Annotated in this window: 25 protein-coding genes; 15 read left to right on the top strand and 10 right to left on the bottom strand. The window is 57.3% G+C overall.

The genetic code is table 11. The annotated features are described in order from the left end of the window. Positions 1 to 104 precede the first annotated feature (104 nt). Together JXR15_RS10920 and JXR15_RS10915 are read right to left on the bottom strand one after the other, a co-directional pair. Positions 105 to 3,521 carry an indolepyruvate ferredoxin oxidoreductase family protein gene (locus JXR15_RS10920; RefSeq protein WP_422053255.1) on the bottom strand — a complete coding sequence of 1,139 codons (3,417 nt, stop codon included), beginning with the start codon at positions 3,519 to 3,521 and terminating at the stop codon, positions 105 to 107. Between the two features lie 223 nt (positions 3,522 to 3,744). Then, a complete protein-coding gene (locus tag JXR15_RS10915; protein ID WP_422053254.1) occupies positions 3,745 to 5,346 on the bottom strand; it encodes a putative bifunctional diguanylate cyclase/phosphodiesterase in 1,602 nt (533 codons plus the stop codon). 379 nt (positions 5,347 to 5,725) lie between these two features. Here JXR15_RS10915 and JXR15_RS10910 point away from each other — a divergent pair, with 379 nt between their 5' ends. The 10 genes from JXR15_RS10910 (at position 5,726) to grxD (ending at position 15,033) form a co-directional block, all read left to right on the top strand. After that, positions 5,726 to 6,631 carry a LysR family transcriptional regulator gene (locus JXR15_RS10910; protein WP_299420208.1) on the top strand — a complete coding sequence of 302 codons (906 nt, stop codon included), beginning with the start codon at positions 5,726 to 5,728 and terminating at the stop codon, positions 6,629 to 6,631. 287 nt (positions 6,632 to 6,918) lie between these two features. Next, positions 6,919 to 9,204, top strand: coding sequence for a mechanosensitive ion channel family protein (locus JXR15_RS10905; protein WP_422053253.1), 2,286 nt, complete (start codon positions 6,919 to 6,921; stop codon positions 9,202 to 9,204). A gap of 22 nt (positions 9,205 to 9,226) precedes the next feature. Beyond that, positions 9,227 to 10,363 (top strand): BamA/TamA family outer membrane protein, encoded by a 1,137-nt coding sequence (locus tag JXR15_RS10900; RefSeq protein WP_422053252.1) that lies wholly within the window; start codon positions 9,227 to 9,229, stop codon positions 10,361 to 10,363. Between the two features lie 201 nt (positions 10,364 to 10,564). Beyond that, complete coding sequence (gene purL / locus JXR15_RS10895) at positions 10,565 to 12,724, top strand: phosphoribosylformylglycinamidine synthase subunit PurL (protein WP_422053251.1); 2,160 nt, start codon at positions 10,565 to 10,567, stop codon at positions 12,722 to 12,724. Positions 12,725 to 12,727: 3 nt separating this feature from the next. Continuing rightward, the gene (locus JXR15_RS10890; RefSeq protein WP_422053250.1) at positions 12,728 to 13,213 is read left to right on the top strand and encodes a hypothetical protein; all 486 of its coding nucleotides are present in this window, start codon (positions 12,728 to 12,730) and stop codon (positions 13,211 to 13,213) included. A 15-nt stretch (positions 13,214 to 13,228) separates the two neighbouring features. Further along, positions 13,229 to 13,750: a hypothetical protein gene (locus JXR15_RS10885; protein ID WP_422053249.1), complete on the top strand. Its 522-nt coding sequence runs from the start codon at positions 13,229 to 13,231 to the stop codon at positions 13,748 to 13,750. Positions 13,751 to 13,816: 66 nt separating this feature from the next. Next, a complete protein-coding gene (locus JXR15_RS10880; RefSeq protein ID WP_422053248.1) occupies positions 13,817 to 14,053 on the top strand; it encodes a BolA/IbaG family iron-sulfur metabolism protein in 237 nt (78 codons plus the stop codon). Between the two features lie 25 nt (positions 14,054 to 14,078). Next, entirely contained in the window at positions 14,079 to 14,312 is a 234-nt protein-coding gene (locus JXR15_RS10875; protein WP_422053247.1) for a hypothetical protein, read from the top strand. Between the two features lie 8 nt (positions 14,313 to 14,320). Then, a complete protein-coding gene (locus tag JXR15_RS10870) occupies positions 14,321 to 14,569 on the top strand; it encodes a hypothetical protein (RefSeq protein WP_422053246.1) in 249 nt (82 codons plus the stop codon). 101 nt (positions 14,570 to 14,670) lie between these two features. After that, complete coding sequence (grxD, locus tag JXR15_RS10865) at positions 14,671 to 15,033, top strand: Grx4 family monothiol glutaredoxin (protein WP_422053245.1); 363 nt, start codon at positions 14,671 to 14,673, stop codon at positions 15,031 to 15,033. Between the two features lie 78 nt (positions 15,034 to 15,111). On the opposite strand, the gene JXR15_RS10860 is transcribed toward grxD, so the two are convergent. From JXR15_RS10860 to JXR15_RS10850, 3 genes are all read right to left on the bottom strand, one after another. Continuing rightward, positions 15,112 to 15,642: a cytochrome b gene (locus tag JXR15_RS10860; RefSeq protein ID WP_422053244.1), complete on the bottom strand. Its 531-nt coding sequence runs from the start codon at positions 15,640 to 15,642 to the stop codon at positions 15,112 to 15,114. Positions 15,643 to 15,795: 153 nt separating this feature from the next. Then, complete coding sequence (locus JXR15_RS10855; protein WP_422053243.1) at positions 15,796 to 16,191, bottom strand: cell division protein ZapA; 396 nt, start codon at positions 16,189 to 16,191, stop codon at positions 15,796 to 15,798. Further along, the gene (locus JXR15_RS10850) at positions 16,191 to 17,000 is read right to left on the bottom strand and encodes a hypothetical protein (protein ID WP_422053242.1); all 810 of its coding nucleotides are present in this window, start codon (positions 16,998 to 17,000) and stop codon (positions 16,191 to 16,193) included. Before JXR15_RS10850 ends, JXR15_RS10855 begins: the two co-directional genes overlap by 1 nt. Positions 17,001 to 17,255: 255 nt before the next feature. On the opposite strand from JXR15_RS10850, the gene tkt reads away from it, so the two are divergent. From tkt to JXR15_RS10835, 3 genes are all read left to right on the top strand, one after another. Next, the gene (gene tkt / locus JXR15_RS10845; protein ID WP_422053241.1) at positions 17,256 to 19,277 is read left to right on the top strand and encodes a transketolase; all 2,022 of its coding nucleotides are present in this window, start codon (positions 17,256 to 17,258) and stop codon (positions 19,275 to 19,277) included. Between the two features lie 434 nt (positions 19,278 to 19,711). Then, positions 19,712 to 20,458, top strand: a complete 747-nt coding sequence (locus tag JXR15_RS10840) for a lysophospholipid acyltransferase family protein (RefSeq protein ID WP_422053240.1) — start codon at positions 19,712 to 19,714, stop codon at positions 20,456 to 20,458. A gap of 82 nt (positions 20,459 to 20,540) precedes the next feature. Further along, entirely contained in the window at positions 20,541 to 20,948 is a 408-nt protein-coding gene (locus tag JXR15_RS10835) for a hypothetical protein (RefSeq protein ID WP_422053239.1), read from the top strand. Here JXR15_RS10835 and JXR15_RS10830 read toward each other — a convergent pair. From JXR15_RS10830 to JXR15_RS10810, 5 genes are all read right to left on the bottom strand, one after another. Next, positions 20,918 to 21,271 carry a hypothetical protein gene (locus JXR15_RS10830; protein ID WP_422053238.1) on the bottom strand — a complete coding sequence of 118 codons (354 nt, stop codon included), beginning with the start codon at positions 21,269 to 21,271 and terminating at the stop codon, positions 20,918 to 20,920. The two genes, JXR15_RS10835 and JXR15_RS10830, sit on opposite strands and share 31 nt — an antisense overlap. Positions 21,272 to 21,364: 93 nt before the next feature. Beyond that, entirely contained in the window at positions 21,365 to 22,339 is a 975-nt protein-coding gene (locus tag JXR15_RS10825) for a DUF808 domain-containing protein (protein ID WP_422053237.1), read from the bottom strand. A gap of 225 nt (positions 22,340 to 22,564) precedes the next feature. After that, a complete protein-coding gene (gene coaD, locus JXR15_RS10820) occupies positions 22,565 to 23,062 on the bottom strand; it encodes a pantetheine-phosphate adenylyltransferase (protein ID WP_422053236.1) in 498 nt (165 codons plus the stop codon). A 107-nt stretch (positions 23,063 to 23,169) separates the two neighbouring features. Beyond that, positions 23,170 to 23,604: a CBS domain-containing protein gene (locus JXR15_RS10815; protein ID WP_422053235.1), complete on the bottom strand. Its 435-nt coding sequence runs from the start codon at positions 23,602 to 23,604 to the stop codon at positions 23,170 to 23,172. Between the two features lie 68 nt (positions 23,605 to 23,672). Beyond that, entirely contained in the window at positions 23,673 to 24,569 is an 897-nt protein-coding gene (locus JXR15_RS10810) for a LysR family transcriptional regulator (RefSeq protein ID WP_422053715.1), read from the bottom strand. 101 nt (positions 24,570 to 24,670) lie between these two features. Between JXR15_RS10810 and JXR15_RS10805 the strand changes: the two genes are divergently transcribed. Together JXR15_RS10805 and JXR15_RS10800 are read left to right on the top strand one after the other, a co-directional pair. Next, a complete protein-coding gene (locus JXR15_RS10805; RefSeq protein ID WP_422053234.1) occupies positions 24,671 to 26,170 on the top strand; it encodes a CoA-acylating methylmalonate-semialdehyde dehydrogenase in 1,500 nt (499 codons plus the stop codon). 85 nt (positions 26,171 to 26,255) lie between these two features. Further along, entirely contained in the window at positions 26,256 to 26,675 is a 420-nt protein-coding gene (locus JXR15_RS10800; protein ID WP_422053233.1) for a hypothetical protein, read from the top strand. Positions 26,676 to 26,739: the final 64 nt, after the last annotated feature.

Genomic DNA, 26,739 nt, shown 5'->3' with positions numbered 1-26,739 from the left:
AATTTTAACCCCCTTCCGTAGCGTCAAGCTATCGCATCCCAAAACCAAAAAGCCTGCCCGAAACAGGCAGGCTTTCTTGTTTTCCCATTTAAAAAACGCGGCGCTTATTCAGCCGCAGCCTGCACCGCATCACCGCGCTGCAACGCTTCCAGCAACTCTTCACGACGCTTCGCAGCCTTGGCTTCATTCTCCACCTTCACCGGACCAAAGCCTTTAATCTGCAACGGCAATTCTGCCAGCGCCACTGCCGCGTCAGACGCTGCCTCACCGTTTTGTGCGATCACTTTGGCCATGTCAGCCTCATATTGCGCAATCAACGCCCGCTCCATTTTGCGCTCAGGATGGCGTGCAAACGGATCAAGCGGGGTTCCACGCACCCCTTTCAACTTAGCCAAAACCGGGAACAAACGCATCATGCCCGCGCCATACTCGGTCTTAAGCGGACGCCCGTTTGGCCCCTCTTTCGCGAGCAGCGGCGGCGACAAATGCACCTTCATCTCAAAGTTGCCCTCAAAGACCTCCTCAGCCTTTGCCCGCGTCTCCAGATGCAGTCGCGCCACCTCATATTCGTCCTTATAAGACAACAGCTTATGGTACCCCAAGGCCACAGCCTTTTTTAACCGAGCGTCCGTCACGCTGTTCACCAGCTTAAGGTATTTCTTGGCCAGTCCATGGCCCTGATACTTCACCAGATGCTCCGCACGGAAGGCAACCTTCTCGTCCAGAGTTTTGGGCATCTGCACCACTTTTGGCGCCAACATGTCCGCCGCTTGCTCTGGATACAGCACCGCCCATCGGCCAATCTCAAACGCTCGCAGGTTTTTCTCCACCGCCGCGCCATTCAATTCAATCGCGCTGACAATCGCCTCGTGACTGATCGGGACAAGCCCTTTCTGCCAGCCCGCACCAAACACCATCATGTTGGAGAAAATTGCATCTCCCATCACAACCCGCGCCAGCTCCGACGCATCAAACAACGACAGCCTGTCACGCAACCGCGCCTGCAAGGCGATCTCCAAACGACCAGAAGGCAGCTTAAATTCGGTGTCCTGCGTAAAGCTGCCTGTGATGATCTCATGGCTGTTCACCACAGCTCCAGTCCGGCCTTCAGATGTCAGTCCCAAGGTCTTCGCCCCGGCACTCACCACCAGATCGCCCCCAATCAGCGCATCACACTCACCTGTGGCCACACGCACAGCGCTGATCGCCTCCGGCGTTTCGGCCACCCGGCAATGGATATGCACCGCGCCGCCCTTCTGCGCGAGACCAGCCATTTCCATCATACCAGCCGCCTTGCCGTCAATCTGCGCCGCCTGAGACAAGATCGCGCCAATGGTCACCACACCTGTACCACCAACCCCGGTGATCACGACATTATGGGTGCCGTCAATTTGCTTGATCTCCGGCATTGCCATCGGTGGCAGTTCCAGCGCCGCCGTCGCACCTTTACGGATCTTCGCGCCCTCCACGGTCACAAAACTCGGACAGAACCCGTTCAGACAGCTGAAGTCCTTGTTACAGCTTGACTGGTTGATCTTGCGCTTACGGCCCAGTTCGGTCTCGGCTGGCTCAATCGAAATACAGTTGGATTGCACCCCACAATCGCCACAGCCTTCACAAATGTCGGTGTTGATAAACACCCGACGATCCGGATCCGGAAACTGCCCCCGCTTGCGCCGGCGCCGCTTTTCACTGGCACAGGTTTGCACATAAACAATGCAGCTTACGCCGCTGATTTCGCGGAATTTCTTCTCGACACTCATCAACTCAGCGCGTTCATGGAAGGTAATGTCTGCCGGGAACACCGACCGATCAACATCCTCTTTCTCGTCATAGACCACCGCCACATGCTGCACGCCCATGGCCCGCACCTCGTCAGCAATCTTTTGCGGGCTCAAGCCCCCATCATTGGCCTGCCCACCGGTCATCGCCACCGCGTCATTGAACAGGATTTTGTAGGTGATGTTGGTTTCCGCCGCCAAAGCTGCGCGAATTGCCTGCACCCCGGAGTGGTTGTAGGTGCCATCGCCCAGGTTCTGGAACACATGTTTGGTCTTGCTAAACGGCGCCTCGCCAATCCAGTTGGCACCCTCGCCGCCCATATGGGTAAAGCCTGTGGTCTCGCGGTCCATCCACTGCACCATGTAATGGCAGCCAATCCCGGCATAAGCTCGGCTGCCTTCCGGCACTTTGGTGGACGTGTTGTGCGGACAGCCAGAACAGAACCACGGTGTGCGTACCGCAATATCCTCGGCATTGTCCGCCCGCTGCGCCTCTTTCAAGGTGTTCATTCCGGCCTTCACCGCATCGGTGCCCCGGCCTTCCTCGACCAGAATGTCGCCCAGCTTCTCGGCAATCATGATCGGGTCCAGCGCGCCCCGCGTTGGGAACAGCTCTTCGCGCCCCATACTGCCGTGACCACCTTTGTACCAGCCGTAGACACGCCGCCCACGCCGGTCGTCAAAGATCGCCTCTTTGATCTGCACCTCGATCAGCTTGCGCTTTTCTTCGACCACAACAATTAGATCAAGTCCCTCGGCCCATTCGCTAAAAGAAGTCATGTCCAGCGGGAAGGTCTGTCCCACCTTATAGGTGGTGATACCAAGCCGCTCCGCCTCGCCTTCATCAATGCCCAGCAGGTCCATGGCGTGCACTAGGTCGAGCCAGTTCTTGCCAGCGGCCACAAAGCCAATCTTGGCACCCGGTTTGCCCCAAACACGCTTGTCCATCTTATTGGCGCGCGAGAAAGCTTCGGCAGCAAAGCGTTTGTGGTCAATCATCCGCGCTTCTTGCGCGTGCGGCGTGTCGTGCAGGCGAATGTTCAGCCCGCCTTCCGGCATATCAAACTCCGGCGTCACAAACTCCAACCGATGTGGGTCCCCATTCACCACCGCCGTGGCTTCAATGGTGTCCTTCATGGTTTTTAGGCCAACCCAAACACCAGCAAACCGGCTCAGCGCCAATCCATAAAGCCCATAGTCCATAACCTCCTGCACACCTGCAGGCGAGACAACCGGCATATAGGCATCCACCAGCGCCCACTCGGACTGATGCAGCACCGTGGAGCTTTCCCCGGTGTGGTCATCACCCATCGCCATTAGCACACCGCCGTTGGGGCTGGTGCCTGCCATATTGGCATGGCGCATCACGTCACCCGTGCGGTCCACCCCTGGCCCCTTGCCGTACCACAGGCCAAAGACGCCATCAAACTTGCCCTCGCCGCGCAGCTCCGCTTGCTGACTGCCCCACAGCTGCGTTGCCGCAAGGTCTTCATTCAATCCGGTCTGAAACAACACGTCATGCGCAGTGAGTTCTTTTTCCGCGCGCATCATCTGACTGTCCACGGCGCCCAGCGGTGATCCACGATACCCGGTCACATAGCCGGCGGTATTGAGCCCAGCCTCGGTATCTCGCGCCTTTTGCATCAGCATCAACCGCACCAAAGCCTGTGTGCCATTGAGCATCACCTTGTCTTTGGTCAGGTCCAATCGGTCATTCAAAGATACCTTCTGGATACTCATCTTGCGCTCCCCTCGCTGGACGGTCTTTCCTATATAAGCAATTTATTAGGTCATAAAATCTGACCTATGCAATGATTTTTTTGAACAGTCGTTTCTTTAAACCGCAGACGATGCACGCGAAACACTGCAAGATTACGGCGTAATCTCTTGACCGAAAACAAAAAAACGGCGCCACAGACGCCGCAGTTCGAACATCGAAAATGGCAGGACCTTTGAGATGCCGTTACGTCCCAACCACTTTGGCCAACGCAACCGGCACCGTGGGCAAGCGCTCCCACTTTCCGTCCAAAAAATCGCCAACCTGCGCCGCAGGCACTGCCTTTTCGAACAAAAAGCCTTGCGCACGATGGCACTGCAAATAGCTGACATAAGCCAAATCTTCGACCGTCTCGATGCCTTCAGCGGTCACTTCCAGATGCAATCCTTGAGCCAACGATACAATACCAGCGACAATTTTTTGGCATTCCAGGTTGTTGGAAATGTCCGTCACAAAACTGCGGTCAATCTTCAGTCGATCAAACGGCAGGTTCTGCAACGCTGCCAAGCTCGAATAACCGGTACCAAAATCGTCCAACGCAATCGCCACGCCAATTGATTTCAGCTCCTCAAGCTTGGCCCGCGCCACTCCAAAATCGTCAATCACCGAGCTCTCGGTCACCTCCACAATCAGGCGCTCAGGTGGAAACCCCGTGCCTTCCAACACCATACGGATCGATGGCACCAGATTAGGGTCCCTAAACTGCACACCAGACACATTGAACGACAAGGTCAAAGGTCGCGCCCAATCCTTGGCCGCCACACAGGCTTGCCGCAACACACTGAGCCCCAAGGTACCAATTTGCCCGCTGTCTTCGGCAATCTCGATAAACACCCCTGGCGGAATAGATCCGCGTTCCGAATGAATCCACCGCGCCAGAATTTCCACACCGCTCACGCGGTTGTCGCCAAGCTCCACAATTGGCTGAAACCATGGCACCACCTGCTCATGGGCAATCGCATCACGCAAGTCCGCCGCAATGGCCTCACGGTCCATCGCCTGCCGATCCAGATCCGCATCATACCAGGTGAACCGCCCGCGCCCTTGGGTTTTGGCCACGCCCATGGCTTTATCCGCCCGGCGCATCACCTCAGAAATGTCATCCCCGTGACGCAGTGCTACCAACCCAACTGACGCACCAATAAACACCGCTGAATCGCCAAAATTGAACGGCTGCGCGATTTCGTGCACCAAACGTTGCGCCGCGCGCTCAGCCTGAACCCCGTTGACCTTTGCACTAAGCAAAACCGCAAACTCATCTCCTCCAAGTCGCGCCACCGTGCCCCCCGTGCCGGCCTCGAGCTTCAGACGCTCGGCCACTTCCTGTAAGGTGGCATCCCCCACCTCATGCCCGTGCAAGCTGTTCACCGGATTAAACTTGTCCAAATCCATCAGCGCAATGTAACGCGGCGCATCGTCCGAAATCTGCGACCGAGCCAGTTCCCCCGCTACCGTTTTGAAAGCACGCCGGTTTAACACGCCGGTCAGCGGATCATGACGCGCATTGGCCGCCGCACTTTTGCGCATCGCTTCCCGTTCCTGCGCCATCCGACGCAAATGACGTGCCTGAAAAACTACCGAAAACAACAGCGCCACTGTGAACAGTACAACCAACAACGCCAATTCATCCAACTCCCAGTCCTCATGGGCACGACTGAATACATAGAAGGATTCAAAAACTTCGTACTCGCCAAGGATGGGAAACAAGACGATTGCCATGAGGAAGATCCCGCCATGCACCAGATGGTGCCAGTGGAGCTTTGCCTTGAGCCGAGATAGTACCTTCATGAAGTGCCTCGTCTATTGATAAAACACTGTTTTCAAACGATTCCTAATCAAAGATTAACAACCCAGTAACCACAATTTAGTTTTTGACACGAAATAAAGGAGGCAAAAGACCAAACAACGCCAAGCACCTGCAAACATTGCCGAAGCTCCGCAATCAACCCAAGTACCACCTATGCCAACTTCTTTGGCATTTCGCCCAATGGATAGGCCCACCCCTCAAATCGAGCAGCCATCCTCGCAAAGTCATGATTTTTCGTCAAAACTTCACTTTCCCTCCCCACTCTACACGCGTATGACCGCGCCTCCAAGCCTCCCCACGGTCAGTTTTTCTTTGACTGAGAACTAACCACATGACACAAAACAAAAAAATGGAGCCACCATGGATTGGGACAAACTCAGGATCTTTCACGCGGTTGCCGACGCGGGCAGCCTGACCCATGCCGGAGACGTGTTGCACCTGTCTCAGTCAGCTGTCTCGCGCCAAATCCGCGCGCTTGAGGAAAGCCTGAACACCACCTTGTTCCACCGCCACGCCCGCGGCTTGATCCTGACAGAGCAAGGCGAGCTACTGTTTGATGCCACCACGGCGATGAACAAACGTCTGGACGCCGCCTCTGCCCGCATCCGCGACAGCGAAGAAGAAGTGTTCGGTGAGCTGCGCGTCACCACCACCATCGGTTTTGGCACCCTGTGGCTGGCCCCGCGTCTGGCTAAACTCTACGAGCAATATCCGGACCTCAACATTGATCTGATGCTCGAAGAAAAGGTGCTCGACCTGCCCATGCGCGAGGCTGACGTGGCCATTCGCATGAAAGAGCCCAGTCAGGCTGACCTCATCCGCAAGCGTCTGATGAGCGTGCGCATGCGCCTTTATGCGTCCCAAAGCTATCTGGAAACCCACGGTGAGCCGCAGACCCTCAAAGATCTCACAGAGCACCGGCTGATCTGCCAAAATGTCACCTCTGAACAGGTTGGTGCCGGCGCCAGTTTTGTCACTAGCCTGCTGGCCAATGACATCACCAAAATGCTCTACGTGAACAATTACTTTGGTGTGCTGCAAGCCGTCAGCCACGATCTTGGAATCGGCGTCTTACCGGACTACCTGATGCAAGATTTCCCGGATCTGGTGCGCGTCGGCACCGAAATTGAATCAGCCGAAGTCCCTGTATACTTGGCCTTCCCCGAAGAATTGCGCCAATCCAAGCGCATTGCAGCCTTCCGGGACTTTGTGCAGGAAGAGATCATTCTGCATCGCAAGCAATTGCGAGAAAAGGACATTTCCTAAGCTATGCAATGCGCGCATAGCGGGCATGCCACACCTGCGACAGAATATCCCTTGAAGGTTCACAAACTGACTACTAATTCATCTCGTGAAGGCGATGATTGCTTATACGCTCATCATCTTCACCTCCCTGTTGGACTAAGGCCGAGCTTATAGCTCGGCCCTTTTTTTTGCCATTTCACAATCTGAAATCAACGCTCCCGCCTTGCAAAATAAGGCGAACACACCTTGACCTACTCACGTAAAAGTCATCTCCTGCGGTTAATCATTTTTTGACCGTAGAGTACCTTATGAGACATATCGTTTCGACCATTCTTCTGACGCTGTCATTATGCGTCGTCACAATAACCTCGGCGCAGGCCCAAGGCCTGCCTACAACAACAGCCACCGGTTCCACTGAGACCGCAGCTCCTGAACTCAATCCTGAAGAGATGACCACCGAGGCGATCAACGCCATGGTCGCGCGCATGTCTGATGACGAAGTCCGATCTGTCCTTTTGGATCGCCTTGATGCAGTTGCATCTGCTCAAACAGACCAGGAGGCACCCAAGTCCCTGGTAGAGCGCGCGACCACCCTATGGCACGCTTTCTCCCAACCGCTTCTGGGCGCTGTTCGCAAACTCCCGGCATTGATACCTGCGCAAGTTCAAGCGTTTAAAACGTTTGGCGAAACCCACGGTGGTTTTGGCGGTGTACTGACACTCTTGGGGCTTACAGCATTATTGCTCGCGGTTGGTCTTGGCGTCGAATATGCGGTGCGCACTTGGCTTATCAAAGTACGCAACCCAGAGGCCACTCAGGGTGACACCACGCTGCGCGAAGCTGTTGTCTTCCTGCTAAAGCGCTTCCTTCGAGAAATCTTTGGTTTGGTTATCTTCTATATCACAGTGCGCACCCTTGGCCGCACTGTCCTGGATGCCCAACAAGTCACTTTTGTTGCGCCGTTTATCGGTTACATGATTTGGATGCCGCGCATCGCCGCTGCCTTCTCCCGCTTCCTGATGGCCCCCAACCGCCCGGATCTGCGCTTGGTAAATGTCAGCGATCGTTGGGCTGCGTTTATTCACCGCCATATCATTGGCATTGTGACCCTAGGTGGCGCGACCATCTTTGTTGTCATATTTAACGGGATGAACGGTATAGCCCCCGGCGAAACCCGCATCGGCTTCTGGTTGGACAGCTTGGTATATGTCTACATCGCATATGTCGCCTGGACCGCCCGCGAAGGACTCAGCGATATGATGCGCGGCGACGACCCTGACCGCACCGAATTTGACGAGTCCGTGGCCCGTATCTACCCGTATTTCGCCATGGGAGTTGCCGGTGCCACCTGGATGCTGGTGTCCACGCTGATTGGCCTGGGCAAAGTGCAGCTGCTACTGGGGGGCGCACATTACACCACAATGTTCTGGCTGCTGATCGCCCCGGTGATCGACACCGGCATTCGCGGCCTTGTCCGTCATGTGGTACCACCCATGCAGGGTGAAGGCTCTGTTGCCGAAGCGGCTTACATCGCCACCAAACGTAGCTATGTCCGTATCGGGCGTGTGATAGCGGTCGGTGCGGTTCTGGTGATCATTACCCGCACCTGGAACGTCTCACTGATGAGCCTCCTGCAGGAAGGCGCCGGCATTGGCGACAACCTGTTCAGCTTTGCCATGACCGCCATTGTCGGCTACGTTGTTTATGAGGCCATGAGCCTCTACATCAACCGCCGCCTTGCGGCAGAAATGACCGCGCTGGGCATGACCCAAGAAGACGCCGGTGGCGACGAAATGGGAGGCGGCGGTGCGTCTCGCCTCTCCACCGTCCTGCCCTTGGCTCTGGTCACAGCACAAGGCGCGATCATTGTGGTCTTCACCCTGCTGGCTATTGGCAACCTCGGCGTCGACATCACGCCGCTCTTGGCTGGTGCTGGTATCGCCGGTCTGGCGATTGGTTTTGGCGCGCAGAAGCTGGTGACCGATGTGGTCTCCGGCGTGTTCTTCCTGGTGGATGATGCGTTCCGCGTTGGCGAATATGTCGAGATCGAGGGCACCATGGGCGCGGTTGAGAAAATCTCGATCCGCTCCATGCAACTGCGCCACCACCGGGGTCCGGTGCACACCATTCCCTATGGCGAAATCCCCAAGCTCACCAACTACTCCCGCGACTGGGTGATCATGAAGCTCAAGTTCACCGTGCCGTTTGACACCAATCCAAACCAGGTGAAAAAGATCTTCAAAAAGATCGGCCAGGAGATGCTGGTGGAAGAACTCTACAAAGACGACTTCCTGCAGCCGTTTAAGTCGCAAGGTGTGTTTGACTTTGATGATGTGGGTATGATCATCCGCGGTAAATTCATGGCCAAACCGGGCAAACAGTTTATGATCCGCAAAGAGATCTACAACCGCGTGAAAGCCGAGTTCAACGCCGCTGGTATCGACTTTGCCCGCCGCGAAGTGCGTGTTGCTTTGCCGGAGGGTGCCAAGGATCTGCCTGAGAAAGATCAGGCCGCCCTCACCGCCGCCGCAGCAGCAGCCGCGCAGCAGCAAGAAGAGCAAGCCGCCGCCGCGCCTTCCAAAGGACCGGATTGATCCGGCTGACAAAGGACAGACTATGACGGCACATCTTGCCACCACATTCAAAGCAGCCGCCCGGATCCTTCCGGGCGCTGCACTTTTGGCACTCCTGTCTCTCACACCAGCGCAAGCAGATCCGCTGAGCAAAGACATGCTCAACAAAGGCCTGAATGACGCCCGCGAACAACAAACCCCACTTGGCTTTGGCAATGGCTCTGTTGTGGTTGCACCGGTGCCGTTCAAAAACGTGCTGATTGGCGCCGGCCTTGTGCTGGGCGGCGGCTATCTTTTTAACATTGATGAAGGCAGCGACACCTCCATCATTGGCCTTGGCGCGATGAAATCAGACAACGGCACCAACGCCTACGGATTGGGCGGCAAATTTGTCTGGGATGAAAACCGCTGGCAGGTCAGCGCCAGCTTGGGCCAGGCTGAAGGCTTCTATGATCTCTTCATCGGCGGTCTGCCCATTCCTGTGCGCCAAACCGGCGACATCGCCAATCTGAGCGTGTTGCGCGGCCTAAACTCCGACCTGCTGTTTGGCGGCGCCCTGCGCTATCTGGACACCACCCTGGGCTATGACAGCTCCGGCACCGGTCTGCCGCCACTGCCCGAAGGCCACCTCGAAGTTGGCACAGTCAGCTTACTGGCCAAATGGGACACGCGGGACGACAGCTTTTCGGCGCGCTCCGGCCATCTTTTGGACGGTGCGTTGAGCTACGGCCAAATCTTGAACACCAGCGGGCGCGATTACAGCAAAGCGGTGTTGACCTATAATCACTACCTGCCAATTGGGGACAGCAACAGCATTGCCATGCGCTTTGCTGGCTGTGCCACCAGCAACGACACCCCGTTCTTTGACCAATGCTCCCTTGGCGGCACCGACGGCTTCCGCGGGTTCAGCCCCACCGAGTTCCTCAACGACGCCCTGTTGTCCGCCCAAGGCGAATACCGCCACCAATTTGGCAGCCGCTTTTCCGGCGTGGCCTTTGCTGGGTTTGGCAACACCGGCAGCAGCCTCGGCGCCATCCGCGACACCGACGCGCGCTACGCCGGCGGTCTCGGCCTGCGCTTCCAGCTCTCAAAGAAATTCAAAGCCGTCTTTTCTGTGGACATGTCCTACAACGACCGCAAAGAAGACCTGCTCTATATTTATGTGGGACAACGCTTCTAAAGTCAGCTCCCCTAGGGCCATTCATTTGACCAAAAATATCCCGGGGGCTTGGGGGCTGGCCCCCATTCTCTCCCCCCCAGCCTGCGCCTTTTTACGCCATTTCCCCCCTCCGGTCAGATTAAGCCTGCCTTAAGCCTTCCCCTTTGGGCCCTCCTGCCCTAAAAGCCCCCCAATTGCTGTTTATTTGGGGACTCTCGCGACATGCAGGAACCGGCCATCACCACCGATCTCATCGAAGCTCATGGACTGAAGCCTGACGAATACAACCTGATCCTGGAGATCATTGGCCGCGAGCCAACCTTCACAGAGCTGGGTATTTTCTCTGCGATGTGGAACGAGCACTGCTCTTACAAGTCTTCCAAAAAATGGCTGCGCACCCTACCCACCGAAGGCCCACAGGTGATCTGCGGCCCGGGCGAAAACGCAGGTATCGTCGACATTGGTGACGGCGACGCCGTTGTTTTCAAAATGGAAAGCCACAACCACCCGTCCTACATCGAACCCTACCAAGGCGCCGCCACCGGTGTTGGCGGCATTTTGCGGGACGTCTTCACCATGGGCGCACGTCCCGTGGCGGCAATGAACTCCTTGTCCTTTGGTGAGCCTGATCACCACAAGACCACACAGCTGGTGAATGGTGTTGTCGAAGGCGTCGGCGGCTACGGCAACTGCTTTGGCGTGCCAACTGTGGGTGGCGAAGTGCGCTTCCACCCGGCCTACAATGGCAACTGCTTGGTCAACGCCTTTGCCGCAGGCCTCGCCAAAACCGACAGCATCTTCTACTCCGCCGCCTCCGGCATCGGCATGCCTGTTGTGTACCTTGGCGCAAAAACCGGCCGTGACGGCGTCGGCGGCGCAACTATGGCGTCGGCAGAATTTGACGACACCATCGAAGAGAAGCGCCCCACCGTACAGGTTGGCGACCCTTTCACCGAAAAACGCCTGATGGAAGCCACGCTGGAGCTGATGCAGACCGGCGCCGTGATCTCGATCCAGGACATGGGCGCCGCTGGCCTGACCTGTTCCGCTGTGGAAATGGGCGACAAAGGCAAGCTGGGCGTGAAGCTCAACCTCGAAGACGTGCCACAGCGCGAAGCCAACATGACAGCTTATGAGATGATGCTGTCTGAGTCTCAGGAACGCATGCTGATGGTTCTGAACCCGGAGCTTGAGGCCGAGGCCCGTGCCGTGTTCACCAAATGGGACCTCGACTTTGCGATTGTGGGTGAAACCATCGCCGAAGACCGCTTCCTGATCCTGCACAACGGCGAAGTCAAAGCTGACTTGCCGCTGTCCCCGCTGTCTGGCCGCGCGCCAGAGTATGACCGCCCATGGGTGGAAACCCCAGCGGCTGACGAATTGGCAGACGTGCCGCAGATCGACGCCATCGACGGTCTCAAAGGCCTGATCACCTCGCCAAACTACGCCGGCAAACAGTGGGTCTATGAACAATATGACACCACCGTAATGGGCGACACCGCCCAGCGTCCCGGCATGGGCTCCGGCGTGATCCGCGTACACGGCACCGACAAAAAACTGGCCTTCACCTCTGATGTGACCCCACGCTACGTGAAAGCAAACCCCAAAGAGGGTGGCAAACAGGCCGTGGCCGAAGCCTTCCGCAACCTGTCTGCTGTGGGTGCCAAGCCCTTGGCCACAACTGACAACCTGAACTTCGGCAACCCGGAAAAACCAGAGATCATGGGGCAGTTCGTGGGCGCCATCAAAGGCATCGGCGAAGCGGTTGCGGCGCTGGATATGCCCATCGTGTCCGGCAACGTATCGCTCTACAACGAGACCGACGGTTCCGGTATCCTGCCCACCCCAACCATCGGCGCTGTCGGCCTGATTGCCGCTGGCGAAGAGCCTATTCTGGGCGAAGCCCGCGACGGCCACGTTGCCCTGCTGATCGGTGACACCGAAGGTCACCTCGGACAATCCGCCCTGTTGGCAGAGGTCTTCAACCGTGAAGAAGGCGACGCGCCGCACGTTGATCTAGAAGCAGAACGCAAAAACGGCGAATTCATCCGCAACAACCGCGACTGGATCAAAGCCTGCACCGACCTCGCAGATGGCGGTCTGGCTCTGGCGGCCTTTGAAATGGCCGAGGCCGCTGGCGTCGGTGTTCAGATCGACATGGACGACACCCCAACCCTGTTTGGCGAAGATCAGGCCCGCTATCTGGTGGCCTGTAACTTCGATCAGGCTGAAGCCCTGATGATCAACGCCCAAAAGGCTGGTGTTTCAATCACTTCCGTGGGTAAGTTCACCGGTGACACCGTGAAGTTCGGCAGCTCCGAGGCCTCTCTGGAAGAGCTCTCCGCCACCTTCCGCAGCAGCTTTGCCGCCGCTGTTGCCTAATCCATGAAAGCCAACGCGCCGATCTTCTACATCCTGTCGCAGATCGGCGTGTTTTGCATCGTTTATACGCTGCTGCTGGCGTCACATCGGACATCTTTTGCGATCGATTTCTGTGCGGCGGACTACGCCAACAAGACGATCCTCAATTTGGCAAAAGTCACGCTCTTTGTCGCGCTGATCCACGCCCCTGGCGTCGTGATAGCACATAGGTTTGCGGAAATATCCTGGCCGGTCGCCACACTGCCGCTGATCTGCGCCTTGGGCTTTGTCTTTGCACATTACGCCAATGACATCCTGCTTGGAGCAGGCGATCAGTTCCACTGTGAAACAGGCTTCGCCAAAGCGGACATGCGCTCGATCTTTCGACCCATCTGGACCCATCATGTCTTGTCCTGGGGAGCCATTGCTGTCGCTTACGTTTGGGGTCTGAGCTCCTTGTTTGTGCTCTACAAAACCTCCAAAGTGCCCTCAGACCTCTACGAAGACTGACGCAGGCCCTTTGCCATGATCCCGCCCGTCACTTTGCCCAGCCTGACCGATGACTGCAGCCAATGCGCTGCCCTCTGCTGTGTCGCCTATCCGTTTGATGCCGACGAAGACTTCGCCCTGCTCAAACGCGCCGACACACCCTGCCCCAATCTCTCTGAGAGCTGCCTCAACTGTGCGATCCACGCTGACTTGCTGCCCAAAGGCTTTGGCGGCTGTGTCGCCTACCAATGCGCCGGAGCGGGCCAACGGGTGACGCAAGACCTGTTTGACGGCGAGACATGGCGCGACGATCCAGATCTTCTCGAACATATGACCTACGCCCTGCGCGTTTTGCGCCCCATCCACGAAGCCCTGCTGCTCCTTCAGGAAGCCAGCCACCTGCCAATCCCCGAGAGCGCCAAGCGCCAGGGCCGCTTCTTGATGGCCGCACTATGCCCACAAGACCCCACGTCGGTGCATGATTTTGAGGACCACGAGGTACAGGACGCCCTCGCCGACGTGCCCGCCTACCTGCAATCACTTGCGACCTTCCTCTAAATCGCCTTGCAGACCCGCAGCGGTCCACTTACATTTTTGAGCAACGACACAAAGGAATAGCTCACAATGCCAATGACCGCTCACGAAATCGAGGAACTCCTGCGCGAGACTTTCCCGGACGCCGACATTCAGGTTGGCGGCACCGACGGCGTGCATATGTCCGCGATGGTGATTGACGAAAGCTTCCGCGGCAAAAACCGCGTGCAACAACAACGCGCCGTTTATGCCGCACTTAAAGGCAAAATGGACGGCGCCTCCGGCGAATTACACGCGCTGGCCCTCACCACCAAGGCGCCTGAGTAAGCTGATGTCTCAGGGGTGGTTGATCTTGGTGGGATTGGCAGCGCTTGGCACAGCGATTTTTTGGATAGACTTCCAATTGAAACGCCGCCGCGGCCACCGTCCCCTTTCTCAAAGCAAACCGTCCCGGGCAAACAGCAAGCTTACCCCAAAGAAAGAGTTGGGAATGGAAGCGCTTGATCTGGAGCTTGTCGACTCTGCTAACAAAGAGAACGAACGGATTGGCAAGGACAACGCCATTGAAACCCAACGTGCAAGGTGACCGCTGACATGCCCGAACTCCTGTCCTACGGCCTGATCCCAATTCTTGCCATTGCAGCGGCGGCCCTGCTGGCGCTTGTGGCATGGGTCAACCGCGACCGCACCCCATTTGCCGAAGAAGGCTCACAAGACCCCGACAATCACACCCTGCGCTCCGATTACCAATCCGGCATGGGGGGCGGATCTGTCACAACCTGGAAAGTGCCCAAAGACCCGGACGCCTACGCGCGCCTCTTTGTGCCAAAAGACAAAGACTGACCACCTGCGGGGGACGTGCACAGGCCCCGCATTTGGCAAATCCCTCACGCTTCCTTATATGGAAGCCAACAACACCGGCAGCCTGCCAAAAGGAACCTAAGATGACCGACGTCAAAGACCGCATCGACGAGATTGTAAAAGCCAACGACATGGTGCTCTTCATGAAAGGCACCAAGGACATGCCACAGTGTGGCTTCTCCTCCCGCGTGGCTGGCGTGCTGAACTACATGGCCGTAGACTACGCCGACGTAAACGTGCTCGCGGATGAAGAAATCCGTCAGGGCATCAAGGACTACTCCGACTGGCCCACCATTCCCCAACTCTACGTCAAAGGTGAGTTTGTCGGCGGCTGTGACATCATCACCGAAATGACCCTGTCCGGCGAACTCGACACTTTGTTCAGCGACAACGGTCTGGCGTTTGACAAAGACGCAGCGGATAAAATTCGCGAAGCCAACGCTTAAGCTTCACGCGACAAAGCATTGAAAAGCCCGCCACAACTGGCGGGCTTTTGTGCTTTTGGAGGGGACTGACCGCGCGTTTTACGCGCCTCGAGTCATGCGCGCCATAGTACCATCGCGATCGATCACCACATGTTTGACCGCGCCAAGCACGTGCAGCAGAACAGTTGCAATCATCACCTTGCCCATAACACCATGCACGGTACCCGCCAGCCCGTTGATCCATTCAACCTTCGGGCCACCTGGAATGGTGAACAAGCCAAAGAATCCGATGCTATGCCCACCGAAATAGCTCATAACAACGCCAGACACAGGCATCGCTATGATCCCTACAAGCAAAATCACATGCGCCCAATGTGCCACCCTGGCCTGCCAATCGTGATGAAGCGGCGCCAAAAATCCCTGCCGAAGCCGCCAGATCACCCGCCAACTGCCAAGACCAAGCGCAAGCAAACCGACGGCCTTGTGCACGTTGCGCACCGGGGCTTTCGCCGCCCCCTCAAGCACCATGTCCAGTGCCACGCCACTTGCCAAAAGGCCAATCACCAAAAGTGCCACCACCCAATGATTGGCACGCGACATCCGGTCATAAACCAACATTCCTGCGCTCATACGTTCTCTCGCCAAATTTGATTGTCACGACCTAAGTGCCGCGTCATGTGGCTGATACGTGGTGCGCAGAGTTTTCCGTCGCAACAGACCACAAAAAAACACCGCCCATGTCTCTCACATAGGCGGTGTTTTGCGCGTTCATCTTGACAGACGTTATCCCGCCGCCTTCTCTTCCACCAGATCCGCCAGGCTTTCCGCCCGCGCCGCCATCTCGGCCAGCGTCTGCGTCACTTCTTCTGGAATGGTTGGCACTTCCACCTTCTCAGGCGCGGCCTTTGGCGCCTCATGTAACGCCTGGATTTCCTTGTCCCGCGCGGCAATCTTGGCTTCCGCATCGCGCAGTTGATCTTCCAGACCAGCAGTCTTGTCAGCCAACATCAACCCCGACATCAACAGCATACGCGCCTCAGGAATGCGACCGGCTTGCCCAACAAGCACCCGCGCCTGTTCATCCACCATCTGCGCCGCCGCCCGCAGAAAGTGCTGTTCGCCTTCCTGACAGGCCACTTCAAAAACGCGACCGCCAATTTCAATCTGTACTTCAGGCATCAGGCGTCTCCCGTTTCTTTGCTGTCTTCAACCGATGTTGCGGTCTCCTCAGAGACGGCCTCAGCCGCTGCGCTGTCTTCCGCTTTATCGTCTTCAGAAGCGGCACTCGCCATGCCATGCACCAAAGGACGAAGCTCCGCCAGGATCACGGCAGTTTCCGCACTCTCGGCTTCGCGCAAGGCACTCAACGTATCAAGGTCGGCTTTTAAGGCTTCGTTCACGGCAGACGGATCCACCATGGCCTCTTTCTCGACTTGCTCGCGCAGCACCTGATTGGCAGAGCGTTCCCGGCGTGCCATTTGGCGCAATCGGCGCAGACGTTTGCCCAACTCACCAAGCATCACGCGGTTTTCTTCCACCGCCGCGGCCAGCGCACCATCTTCAGCTGGCGCCGGGTCCGCGGTCTCACCCGCAGAACTGTCGGCATTCTCGGCCGCCTCTTCCGCCGCATCTGCTACGGCTGCCGCAGCGGTTTCCGCCGCTTCCGCCCGCGCTTCAGCCGCCAACAAAGACGCAGACGTTTCTTCTGCCTTGCCTTCTGCGGTTTTTAAGGCCTCTTCTGCGTCACTTTGAGCGGCCTGCGCTGCACCTAGCTCTTCCTCAAGCTCGGTCTGCCGCGCGGTCAAGGCCCGCACCCGTTCTTCCATTTGCGCCGTCACCAGCGCCTCGTTTTCCAATGCCCGACGCAATGCCTGTACGTCTTCGCCCTCATCGGGCTCAGCAACCGCCGCCTGCATGCCGTCAACGCCGCGCGCAATGCGTTCCAGCGCCGCCGTCAGCCTGCCTTCCAGTTCGCTGATGTCGCTCATGTGCCTCGTCCTTTCCGGTCCGGTTCTTAGTGACCCGCGTTCTTAAAGCGCGCCTGCCCTTCTTAACGAATCAAAGAACGACGCTCAATGGTCTGATATTAGCCGTTGAAATTGCAAAATGCGCCCCCAATCCGACAGATTGACTTGCGTCACAACCGGCCCAAATTTACCGCTAACACGCCTGCCAGCTTGCTATTGACCGCGAAACTGCTAGTAACCGGACAACTCAACCCTTTAACCCGAAGGAGCGCATCCGTGGATATCGCCGCACTGCGTGAAAAAAACCCAGAACACTGGATGAAAGCCACCGCCATTCGCGCCCTGACGCTGGATGCGGTTGCCGCTGCAAACTCCGGTCACTCCGGCATGCCCATGGGCATGGCTGACGTGGCCACCGTGCTGTTTGAAAAGCACATGAAATTTGACGTGGCCGCGCCAAGCTGGCCAGACCGCGACCGGTTCATCCTGTCCGCAGGTCACGGCTCCATGCTGATCTACTCCCTGCTCTACCTCATGGGCGACAAGCAGGTCACCCTCGATCAGGTGAAGAACTTCCGGCAGTCCGGCGCGTTGACCGCAGGCCACCCGGAAAACTTCCTGCTGGACGCAGTTGAGACCACCACCGGACCATTGGGTCAGGGCATCGCCAACGCTGTGGGTTTTGCCATGGCTGAGGAAATCCAGCGCGCGCAATATGGCCGCAAGCTGGTGGACCACAAGACATACGTCATCGCCGGTGACGGCTGCCTGATGGAAGGCATCTCCCAAGAGGCCATCGGCCTGGCCGGTCGCCACTCTCTGGGCAACCTGATTGTCTTCTGGGACAACAACAACATCACCATCGACGGCACCGTAGAGCTGTCTGACCGCACCGATCAGGTTAAACGTTTCAAAGCCTCCGGCTGGCACGTGCAGGAAATCGACGGCCATGACGCCGATGCGATTGACGCCGCCATCGAAGCGGCCAAGAAGACCAAAAAGCCATCGATGATCGCGTGCAAAACCCACATCGCGATTGGCCACGCCGCGCAGGACACCTCCAAAGGCCACGGCGCGCTGACCGACGCGGATCAGATGAAAGCCGCCAAAGAAGGCTATGGCTGGACCTCCGCGCCGTTTGACGTGCCTGCTGACGTCAAAGCCCAGTGGGAAGCTATTGGTTCCCGTGGCGCCGCAGACCGCGAAGCTTGGGAAGGTCGCTTCTCCGAAGCCTCCAAACAGAAACAGGACCGTTTCAACCGCGCCTATGCGCTTGACGCCCCTAACAAGCTGTCGGCCACTGTCAAAGCGCTGAAAAAACAGATCTCCGAAGAGCTGCCCACCGTGGCGACCCGGAAATCTTCCGAAATGGCGCTGGCTGCGATCAACCCGATCATGCCAGAAACCGTGGGTGGTTCCGCAGATCTGACCGGCTCCAACAACACGTTGACAGCGGATCTGGGTGTGTTTGACACCGACAACCGCAAAGGTCGCTACGTCTATTGGGGCATCCGTGAGCACGGCATGGCCGCTGCCATGAACGGCATGGCGCTGCACGGCGGCATCCGCCCTTACGGCGGAACCTTCTTCTGCTTCACCGACTACGCGCGCCCCTCCATGCGCTTGGCCGCGTTGAGCAAAATCCCAACCGTGTTTGTCATGACCCATGACTCCATCGGCGTGGGCGAAGATGGCCCAACCCACCAGCCGGTTGAGCACCTGGCAATCTGTCGTGCAACCCCAAACACCTATGTGTTCCGTCCTGCAGACACCGTGGAAACCGCCGAGGCTTGGGAAATTGCCCTGACCTCCAAGGACACCCCATCGGTGATGGCACTGACCCGTCAGAACCTCCCCACCCTGCGCACCGAGCACAAGCTGAAGAACCTGACCGCCCAAGGCGGCTATGTTCTGGCCGAAGCCGAAGCCAAACGTCAGGCCATCCTGATCGCCACCGGCTCCGAGGTCTCCAACGCGATGGAAGCCAAAAAGCTGCTCGAAGCCGAGGGCATCGGCACCCGCGTTGTCTCCATGCCCTGCATGGAACTCTTTTCTGCTCAGGACGAAGACTACCGCCGCAAAGTGCTGCCTGCTGGCGCCGCTGTGCGTGTGGGTGTTGAAGCGGCCGTGCGCAATGGCGGCTGGGACCAGTGGCTGCTGGGTGAACGCGCCCGTCCAGGCAAATCCGACTTTGTTGGCATGGACAGCTTCGGCGCCTCCGCCCCGGCGGGTGAGCTATTCGAGAAGTTCGGCATCACCGCAGCCAACGTGGCCCAGAAGGTCAAAGACCTGCTGTAAGCTCGATATATATCCTATTGAAAAGGCGCCTCATTTTGGGGCGCTTTTTTTGTTTTTGACGCGCGGACGCGCGTTGTTTTGCCTTCGGCGAGGATATTTTGAGCAAGAAGAAGTAACCTTTCATTGACCATAAAGTCACAGGCTCTTGCTGCGGTACAGGCTGGGAAGCCGATGGCCGCGCAAGGAGAAGCCTCATCGGGGTTCCTTCCGGGGGTGGCTCCGCGCCGCCCGCCCTCTTCTTCTTGCCAAAAATATCCCGGGGGTCTGGGGGCTGGCCCCAGTTTGGTCTGTGTCTGGGGGCTGGCCCCAGTTTGATAGGCCCCTGCTCCCCGCCAAGATCGGCAGCCGACCGCCAACCCTACCCCAATTCCCCCTATCCTTACCTGTCGTAACCCTCTATTTGGCTTGCAACCCCCCGCCACACAGGACCACCCATGCTCGCCACCCTCTTAAAGCGCTGCCTTCTGGTCCTCGCCGGCCCGTTTATCTTTCTGTTTGTGGCCTTCATCCCCACGCTCTGCGGCAAACGCCCCGGCTTTCGCGGCTGGTTCTGGCGCACCGTCTCGCGCTGCTGCTCCTGGCTGTTGTGGTTCCTCGACGTGAAAGTCGAGATCTCCGACGCCGCCATTGAGGCCCTGCGCACCGACGCCAATTCCATCATTGCCGTAAACCACCGCAGCCACCTCGATGGCTTCTCCATGTTGCATGTGATCCCGGACGAGAAATGGGTCACGTTTGGCGCCAAAAAAGAGCTCTGCGAAGCCGCCCTGCTAAAACGCGGCTTTGACGGCGCGGGCCTCCTAAAAATCGACCGCCAAAAAGGCCGCGACGCGCTGTCCTCTCTGACAGACGCCATCGCCGCGATGCCCAAACGCCGCTCCCCGATCCTCTTTGTCGAAGGCACCCGCTCCACGAAAGCGGGTCTGGCCCCATTTAAAGCCGGCGCCGTCCTCATCGCGCAACAAACCGGCCGCGCGGTACGCCCCTTTGTCATCAGCCACTCCGACAAGCTCCTGCCACGTGGCAAGGTCTTCCCGTTCAAAGGCAGCATCCACATCGACGTTCTCGACCAAATGACCTTTGACGCCGAGGAAAACACCGACGCCGCCGTCGCCCGCCTGCGCAGCGCCATGGCGGTGGCTTATGATGCGCAAACCGGCGAAGTCACTGAACTTGCCTAACAATTGCGCCCAAGCGTGACTCATCGCTCTAGCGATTGGGAAACGCTCGCATTGTTGTGCCAACAGGCGTACAGTTTTGCGCATGAATACAGAGTTTGAGCGTTTTCTCACAGATATTTCCGACGCCTTCATCGAAGGCAATCTGCAACAATGGCGCGCGCGCCTGATCCTACCTTTTTCGCTTATCACCAAGCTAAAGCCGATAGTCCTCTCAACGGAATCTGCCGTTCGCAAAAACTTCGATCAGTATCTGGTCGCTGTGAATATGATGAATCTGGATTTGATCGACCGAACACCGATTAGATTAGAGACATGTCCAGATGGCACATGGCTTGGCACCTTCCGAACCCGGATGCTCAGTGGTGCCAGCCTTGCCACCGCGCCCTACATATCAACGGCTCTGCTTCATGATGCTGATGGACACTTCCGCATGTCCTCCATGCTCAACGCCAGAGGTCATCAAGACTGGACAGGGGTCGAAGAGGCGTAAGACTGAAGAGTGGCGAAGACCTCAGCGGCAAGGTCCACGCGCAAATCAAACACAGCGTGTTGATCGACAATGTCATCCACCTCAGCGCCAATTACCTGTAGCACGTCTTTCAGTTCACTGCCCGTTAGCCGCACATAATCCGGATTCTCACCGGAAAGGGTGTTGTAGAAGCTGCCTGCACCACTGGCAGTTCGTGCGCTTGCGCGCGCTGCAATTTTCAGGCGCACATCCAAGAAGGTCGCAAGCTCTTCCTGAGCACGCGGCGCAAGCGTCATGCGCGTTTCAAATTCGGACAGCGTGGAGGCAGAGTTGATGAAACGCATGTGACGCTCCGGGTAGATGGACCGTGTACCGATCCATCTTTTGTACCAGGGATGCACCTCCCGTATAGCCGGCAACGCATCATAAACGCGCATTTAATGCGCCGCTTTCTTGCCACTCACCGCGCCCCAGATTGGCGCGATCACCTTGGTTGCCACCGGGATCAGTGCGGCACCCAATACCAGACCAAACACGCCGTCCAGCGCTGCTTTGGTGGTCCATTCGACAAAGCCTTCATAGGCCGCCGGCACCATGTGACCCGCCGCATAAGCAATGTCGTGAATGTGGTGGCCCAGCCAGCCAAAGCCCAGCTCTTCCATGCCGTGGATCACAATGGAGCCACCCACCCAGAGCATTGCCGCCGTGCCAACAATGGTCAGCAGCTTCATGAAATACGGCATGCCCCGCACCAGCCAACGGCCCAAAGTACGGGTCAGCGACAGACGGCCACCGGCATACATCGCCAGCCCAACATCGTCCATTTTCACAATCAGCGCCACTGAACCATAAACCGCCACGGTGATGCCCACGCCGGCCACCGCCAAAGTGGCCGCTTCCATCCAGAAATTACTCTCTGGGATGCCGGACAAGATGATGGTCATGATTTCCGCGGACAGGATAAAGTCGGTCTTGATCGCGCCCGCCGCCTTCTTCTCTTCCAGATGCGCCGGATCGTCGCTCACGACCTCCTCACTGCCGTGATGATCGTCATGCGGCAGGTAAGCGTGCAGCACCTTCTCAGCACCTTCAAAACACAGGTACGCGCCACCAATCATTAGCAGCGGCGAAATCAACCAGGGTGCAAAATTGGCCAACAGCAACGCCACCGGCAACAGAATAAGAAGCTTGTTCTTGATCGAGCCTTTGGCGATTTTCCAAATGATCGGCAGCTCGCGCTTGGCTTCAAACCCATGCAGGTATTTTGGCGTGACCGCCGCATCGTCGATCACCGCACCTGCGGCTTTGGCGCTGGCCTTGGCCGCACCCGCCGCCACATCGTCAATTGAGGCCGCCGCCACTTTGGCAATCGAAGCCACATCATCCAACAACGCCAGCAAACCACCTGCCATCTTACGCACTCCTTTTGCCCCTCTGGTGGGGCTGTCTGTCCTGTTGGCCTTTCATGCCCCACATCGACAGATTTGCAAAGTGCTGTTGCGCCACAAGACGTTGCGCCGTGCGATGCGGTCACACTTGCCCGCACCAAAACGCACCGTTCAAAAACAGCCGCGATACCGACAGATTACCGACGAAATTTTGGTACTGAATTTTTGTGTTAACGCCGCTGTCCCGCGTCAGGCTTTGCCCAACCGCTCCATCAATGCCGCATTCACCGCAGGTGTCACAAATTGCGACACATCCCCGTCCAGCCGCGCGATCTCTTTGACAAGCTTTGACGCAATCGCCTGATGCTTCAGATCCGCCATCAGAAACACGGTCTCGATGCTGCTGTCCAGTGCCCGATTCATGCCAACCATTTGATATTCGTACTCAAAATCGGTCACAGCCCGCAGTCCGCGCACAATGATCTGCGCCCCAACTTCTTTAGCGCAATCAATCAGCAGGTTCTCAAACGGATGCGCAATGATCTCGGTGCCCGTCTCTTTGGACAGCTTGGCGCATTCGCCTTCGATCATCGCCACCCGCTCTTCCAGGTCAAACATCGGGCCCTTGTCGCGATTGATCGCTACGCCAATCACCAACCGATCGACCAAAACGGCCGCTCGGCGGATAATATCTATATGTCCCAGTGTGATAGGGTCAAACGTGCCTGGGTAAAGTGCGGTGCGCATGTAAGCCTCCCGTGGTCCTGTGCGCACGCAACATTATTGCGCGGCCATTTGCAAGGGTTCTTTAAGACATAGGTAGTTCTGCGGACAAAGGACGTCACGGCACGGGCTTAGTGCCCCATGATCATGCCTTCCAACGCATCCTTCTCCATCGCCACTTCTGACAGCCGCGCTTTCACCGCATCACCCAATGAAATAAGGCCCACCAACGTGTCACCCTCTACCACTGGCATGTGGCGGAACCGTCCTTTGGTCATCTTTTCAAGCACCGACACCGCATCATCGTTGCGACCACAGGTCACAAGCTCCGTGGTCATGTAATCGTCAACCTTGTCAGACATGCACCCAACGCCACGCTTGGCCAACTCACGCACAATGTCCCGCTCCGAAAGAATACCGGACAGTGACTCCCCATCCGGCGAAACGATGACAGTCCCAATACCGTTTTCGGCCAGGATCTTTGCCGCCTCCTCCACCAAGGTTCCCGGTTTCACAGTCAGCACTCCTTCAGAGCCTTTGGACTTGAGAATTTGGTGTACGAGCATGGCGACCTCCGCTTTGAACTTGTTTAGGCGCTCCCTAAGGATCAGCGTTGCCGCATCCTAAGCACTTGTCAAGTTTGACCTTCTAGGTGGGCCACCTCTTGCCGCATGCCTTCACACAGGGCTTCCGAGAACCGATTGAGCCGCTCCAACCGCCGGTCATCCGCGTGTCGGATCAAGTAAAAACTGCGGGTCAAACTGACCTCATTTTCCAACACTTTGGTCACACCGCGCCCCCAGGGAATGGCAAAGTCATGCACCACGCCAATGCCGGCCCCGCTGCGCACCCAGTTGAATTGCACCGAGGCTGAATTGGACGCCAACCGCACCCGGTCAATGCCAATTTCGCTGAGGTAGTCCAGCTCTTTATCAAAAATCATGTCCGGAATGTAGCCAGTGATAAGATGGTCCTTGAGGTCATCCACACAGGTGATCTCCGGTCGTTTCCGCAGATACCATTTGGCCGCCGCCAGATGCAGTTTGTAGTCTGTAATTTTCTGAACCGTCAAACGTCCGGCAGTTGGCGCACTCACCGCCACCACCAAATCCGCCTCCCGACGAGACAGACTCACCACACGCGGCAAGGCCACGATTTGAATTTCGAGATCCGGGTTGGCCTCAGCAATCCGCCCACAGACTGCCGGCAAGAGATAATTGGCCACCCCATCTGGCGCGCCAATGCGAATTTGTCCTGACAAGCCAGCGCTTTGCCCAACCATTTCCTCCGTGGCTTCCTGCAGGCTTTGTTCCACCCGCAACGCATGGCCCATCAGCCGCTGCCCCGCGTCCGTCAAGGCATATCCGGTAGGAGACTTTACAAACAAAGGCGATTCAAACGCTGTTTCCAACCGCGCCACACGCCGTCCCACAGTTGCGGGGTCCACTTGCAATCGCCGCCCCGCCGCAGAAAGGCTTTCTTCCCGTGCCACCGCCAAAAACACCCGCAGATCATCCCAATGCGCCGCCATTCCATCCCCATTCATTTTTGCAAAGCCGTTTTGAACAGTTGCCTCTTTTCCGGTGATTTTTGCAAGCCTATTCTTTTGCTCAAATGTCATAGGAGGATGCCATGCAAGAGTTGACTCATTTCATCAACGGCGAACACGTCAAAGGGACGTCCGGTCGTTTTGCCGATGTCTACAACCCAGCCACGGGTGAGGTTCAGGCCAAAGTGCCTTTGGCCAACAAGGCTGAGATGGACATCGCCGTTGCCGCTGCACAAGCTGCTCAGCCAGCATGGGCCGCCGTGAACCCTCAGCGTCGCGCCCGCGTGCTGATGAAGTTTGTTGATCTGCTGAACCGCGACATGGACAAGCTGGCTGAGGCGCTGAGCCGCGAGCACGGCAAAACCTTCCCGGATGCCAAAGGCGACATCCAGCGTGGTCTGGAAGTGGCAGAATACTGCATCGCTGCCCCACAAATGTTGAAAGGTGAGTACACCGACGCAGCAGGCCCCGGCATCGATATCTACTCCATGCGTCAGGCACTTGGCGTGACCGCGGGCATCACCCCGTTCAACTTCCCAGCGATGATCCCAATGTGGATGTTTGCCCCGGCCATCGCCTGCGGCAACGCGTTCATCCTGAAGCCTTCTGAGCGTGATCCATCCGTGCCGCTGATGCTGGCGGAACTGCTCGAAGAAGCTGGCCTGCCAAAAGGCATCATTCAGGTTGTGAACGGCGACAAAGAAGCTGTGGACGCGATCCTGTATGATCCGATCATCCAGTCCGTTGGTTTTGTGGGCTCCACCCCAATCGCCGAATACATCTACGGCACCGGTTGCGCCCAAGGTAAGCGTGTGCAGTGCTTCGGTGGTGCAAAAAACCACATGATCATCATGCCAGATGCCGATCTGGATCAAGCCGCAGACGCGCTGGTTGGCGCAGGCTACGGCGCGGCGGGCGAACGCTGCATGGCGATTTCTGTGGCTGTGCCTGTGGGCGCTGAGACCGCGGACAAGCTGCGTGACAAGCTGATCCCACGCATCGAAAAGCTGAAAATCGCGCCGTACACCGCGGGTGACGATGTGGACTATGGTCCTGTTGTGACCAAAGCCGCACAGGAGAACATCCTGCGTCTGGTGCAGACCGGTGTCGACCAAGGTGCAGACCTTGTGGTGGATGGCCGCGACTTCAGCCTGCAAGGCTACGAAGATGGTTTCTTTGTGGGGCCACACCTCTTCGACAACGTCACCAAAGACATGGACATTTACAAAACCGAAATCTTCGGCCCAGTTCTCTCCATGGTACGCGCACAGTCCTATGAGGAAGCGCTTGGTTTGGCGATGGATCACGAATACGGCAACGGTACCGCGATCTACACACGTGACGGCGACACCGCCCGTGACTTCGCCAACCGCATCAACGTCGGCATGGTTGGCGTGAACGTGCCAATCCCGGTGCCACTGGCCTATCACACCTTTGGTGGTTGGAAAAAATCTGCCTTTGGCGATCTGAACCAGCACGGTCCAGACTCGTTCAAGTTCTACACCCGCACCAAAACCGTGACCTCCCGCTGGCCATCAGGCATCAAAGAAGGCGGCGAGTTCCACTTCAAACAGATGGATTGATCCAGACACAAATCTGTGTTCGTTTGTATACAAACGGGCGGCCATGCGCCGCCCGTTTTTTTTGGGGCCAAAGGAGCATACAATTTTGTCAGTGAATTTTCGGATCATCCCCACAATCGGATTGGTGTATGTCCGCTACGACGGCCACGCCAATATGACCGACACGTTGCAAGCCTTTTCTGCCTATGCCCAACACCCGGATTTCCAACCTGGTCAAAAACAGTTTGTTGATCTCAGCGCCCTGTCGGGCTGGGATGAAGATTATCTTGAGCTCATGAAAGCGCAGGCCAAAAAGGCGGAGGCGTTTACCGGCAACAACGCCGAAACCTTGATCATCTACTTCGCGCCAAGCGACATCGGCAAAAAACTGGCACGCCTGGCCTTGCGCAGCTGGGAGCCGTTTCCGTCGGTTGTGCCCATCCTGCAGGAAAACGAACGCGAGGCGCTCGCCATTCTTGGCTTGCCTCAGTCCAGCCTTGATCAACTGCTCAGCACAGCAGAATAGAGCACAACGTCACGTCACAACCGGCTGCAGCTTAGCAAATTTCCGCTGGCCCGCTAAAGTTTGA

Source organism: Shimia sp. (assembly GCF_049116215.1).
GTDB lineage: Bacteria > Pseudomonadota > Alphaproteobacteria > Rhodobacterales > Rhodobacteraceae > Shimia.
This window is presented reverse-complemented; position numbering and strand designations above follow the sequence as displayed.

Excerpts from the sequence above, each read along its gene's own strand:
- JXR15_RS10815 (WP_422053235.1), bottom strand. The coding sequence starts at position 23,604 with ATGCTCGTACACCAAATTCTCAAGTCCAAAGGCTCTGAAGGAGTGCTG.
- JXR15_RS10915 (WP_422053254.1), bottom strand. The coding sequence starts at position 5,346 with ATGAAGGTACTATCTCGGCTCAAGGCAAAGCTCCACTGGCACCATCTG.
- JXR15_RS10910 (WP_299420208.1), top strand. The coding sequence starts at position 5,726 with ATGGATTGGGACAAACTCAGGATCTTTCACGCGGTTGCCGACGCGGGC.
- JXR15_RS10835 (WP_422053239.1), top strand. The coding sequence starts at position 20,541 with ATGAATACAGAGTTTGAGCGTTTTCTCACAGATATTTCCGACGCCTTC.
- JXR15_RS10850 (WP_422053242.1), bottom strand. The coding sequence starts at position 17,000 with ATGAGCGACATCAGCGAACTGGAAGGCAGGCTGACGGCGGCGCTGGAA.
- JXR15_RS10830 (WP_422053238.1), bottom strand. The coding sequence starts at position 21,271 with ATGCGTTTCATCAACTCTGCCTCCACGCTGTCCGAATTTGAAACGCGC.
- grxD (WP_422053245.1), top strand. The coding sequence starts at position 14,671 with ATGACCGACGTCAAAGACCGCATCGACGAGATTGTAAAAGCCAACGAC.
- JXR15_RS10900 (WP_422053252.1), top strand. The coding sequence starts at position 9,227 with ATGACGGCACATCTTGCCACCACATTCAAAGCAGCCGCCCGGATCCTT.
- JXR15_RS10905 (WP_422053253.1), top strand. The coding sequence starts at position 6,919 with ATGAGACATATCGTTTCGACCATTCTTCTGACGCTGTCATTATGCGTC.
- JXR15_RS10890 (WP_422053250.1), top strand. The coding sequence starts at position 12,728 with ATGAAAGCCAACGCGCCGATCTTCTACATCCTGTCGCAGATCGGCGTG.
- JXR15_RS10870 (WP_422053246.1), top strand. The coding sequence starts at position 14,321 with ATGCCCGAACTCCTGTCCTACGGCCTGATCCCAATTCTTGCCATTGCA.
- purL (WP_422053251.1), top strand. The coding sequence starts at position 10,565 with ATGCAGGAACCGGCCATCACCACCGATCTCATCGAAGCTCATGGACTG.
- JXR15_RS10860 (WP_422053244.1), bottom strand. The coding sequence starts at position 15,642 with ATGAGCGCAGGAATGTTGGTTTATGACCGGATGTCGCGTGCCAATCAT.
- JXR15_RS10920 (WP_422053255.1), bottom strand. The coding sequence starts at position 3,521 with ATGAGTATCCAGAAGGTATCTTTGAATGACCGATTGGACCTGACCAAA.
- JXR15_RS10825 (WP_422053237.1), bottom strand. The coding sequence starts at position 22,339 with ATGGCAGGTGGTTTGCTGGCGTTGTTGGATGATGTGGCTTCGATTGCC.
- coaD (WP_422053236.1), bottom strand. The coding sequence starts at position 23,062 with ATGCGCACCGCACTTTACCCAGGCACGTTTGACCCTATCACACTGGGA.
- JXR15_RS10805 (WP_422053234.1), top strand. The coding sequence starts at position 24,671 with ATGCAAGAGTTGACTCATTTCATCAACGGCGAACACGTCAAAGGGACG.
- JXR15_RS10880 (WP_422053248.1), top strand. The coding sequence starts at position 13,817 with ATGCCAATGACCGCTCACGAAATCGAGGAACTCCTGCGCGAGACTTTC.
- JXR15_RS10810 (WP_422053715.1), bottom strand. The coding sequence starts at position 24,569 with ATGGCGGCGCATTGGGATGATCTGCGGGTGTTTTTGGCGGTGGCACGG.
- JXR15_RS10855 (WP_422053243.1), bottom strand. The coding sequence starts at position 16,191 with ATGCCTGAAGTACAGATTGAAATTGGCGGTCGCGTTTTTGAAGTGGCC.
- JXR15_RS10840 (WP_422053240.1), top strand. The coding sequence starts at position 19,712 with ATGCTCGCCACCCTCTTAAAGCGCTGCCTTCTGGTCCTCGCCGGCCCG.
- JXR15_RS10885 (WP_422053249.1), top strand. The coding sequence starts at position 13,229 with ATGATCCCGCCCGTCACTTTGCCCAGCCTGACCGATGACTGCAGCCAA.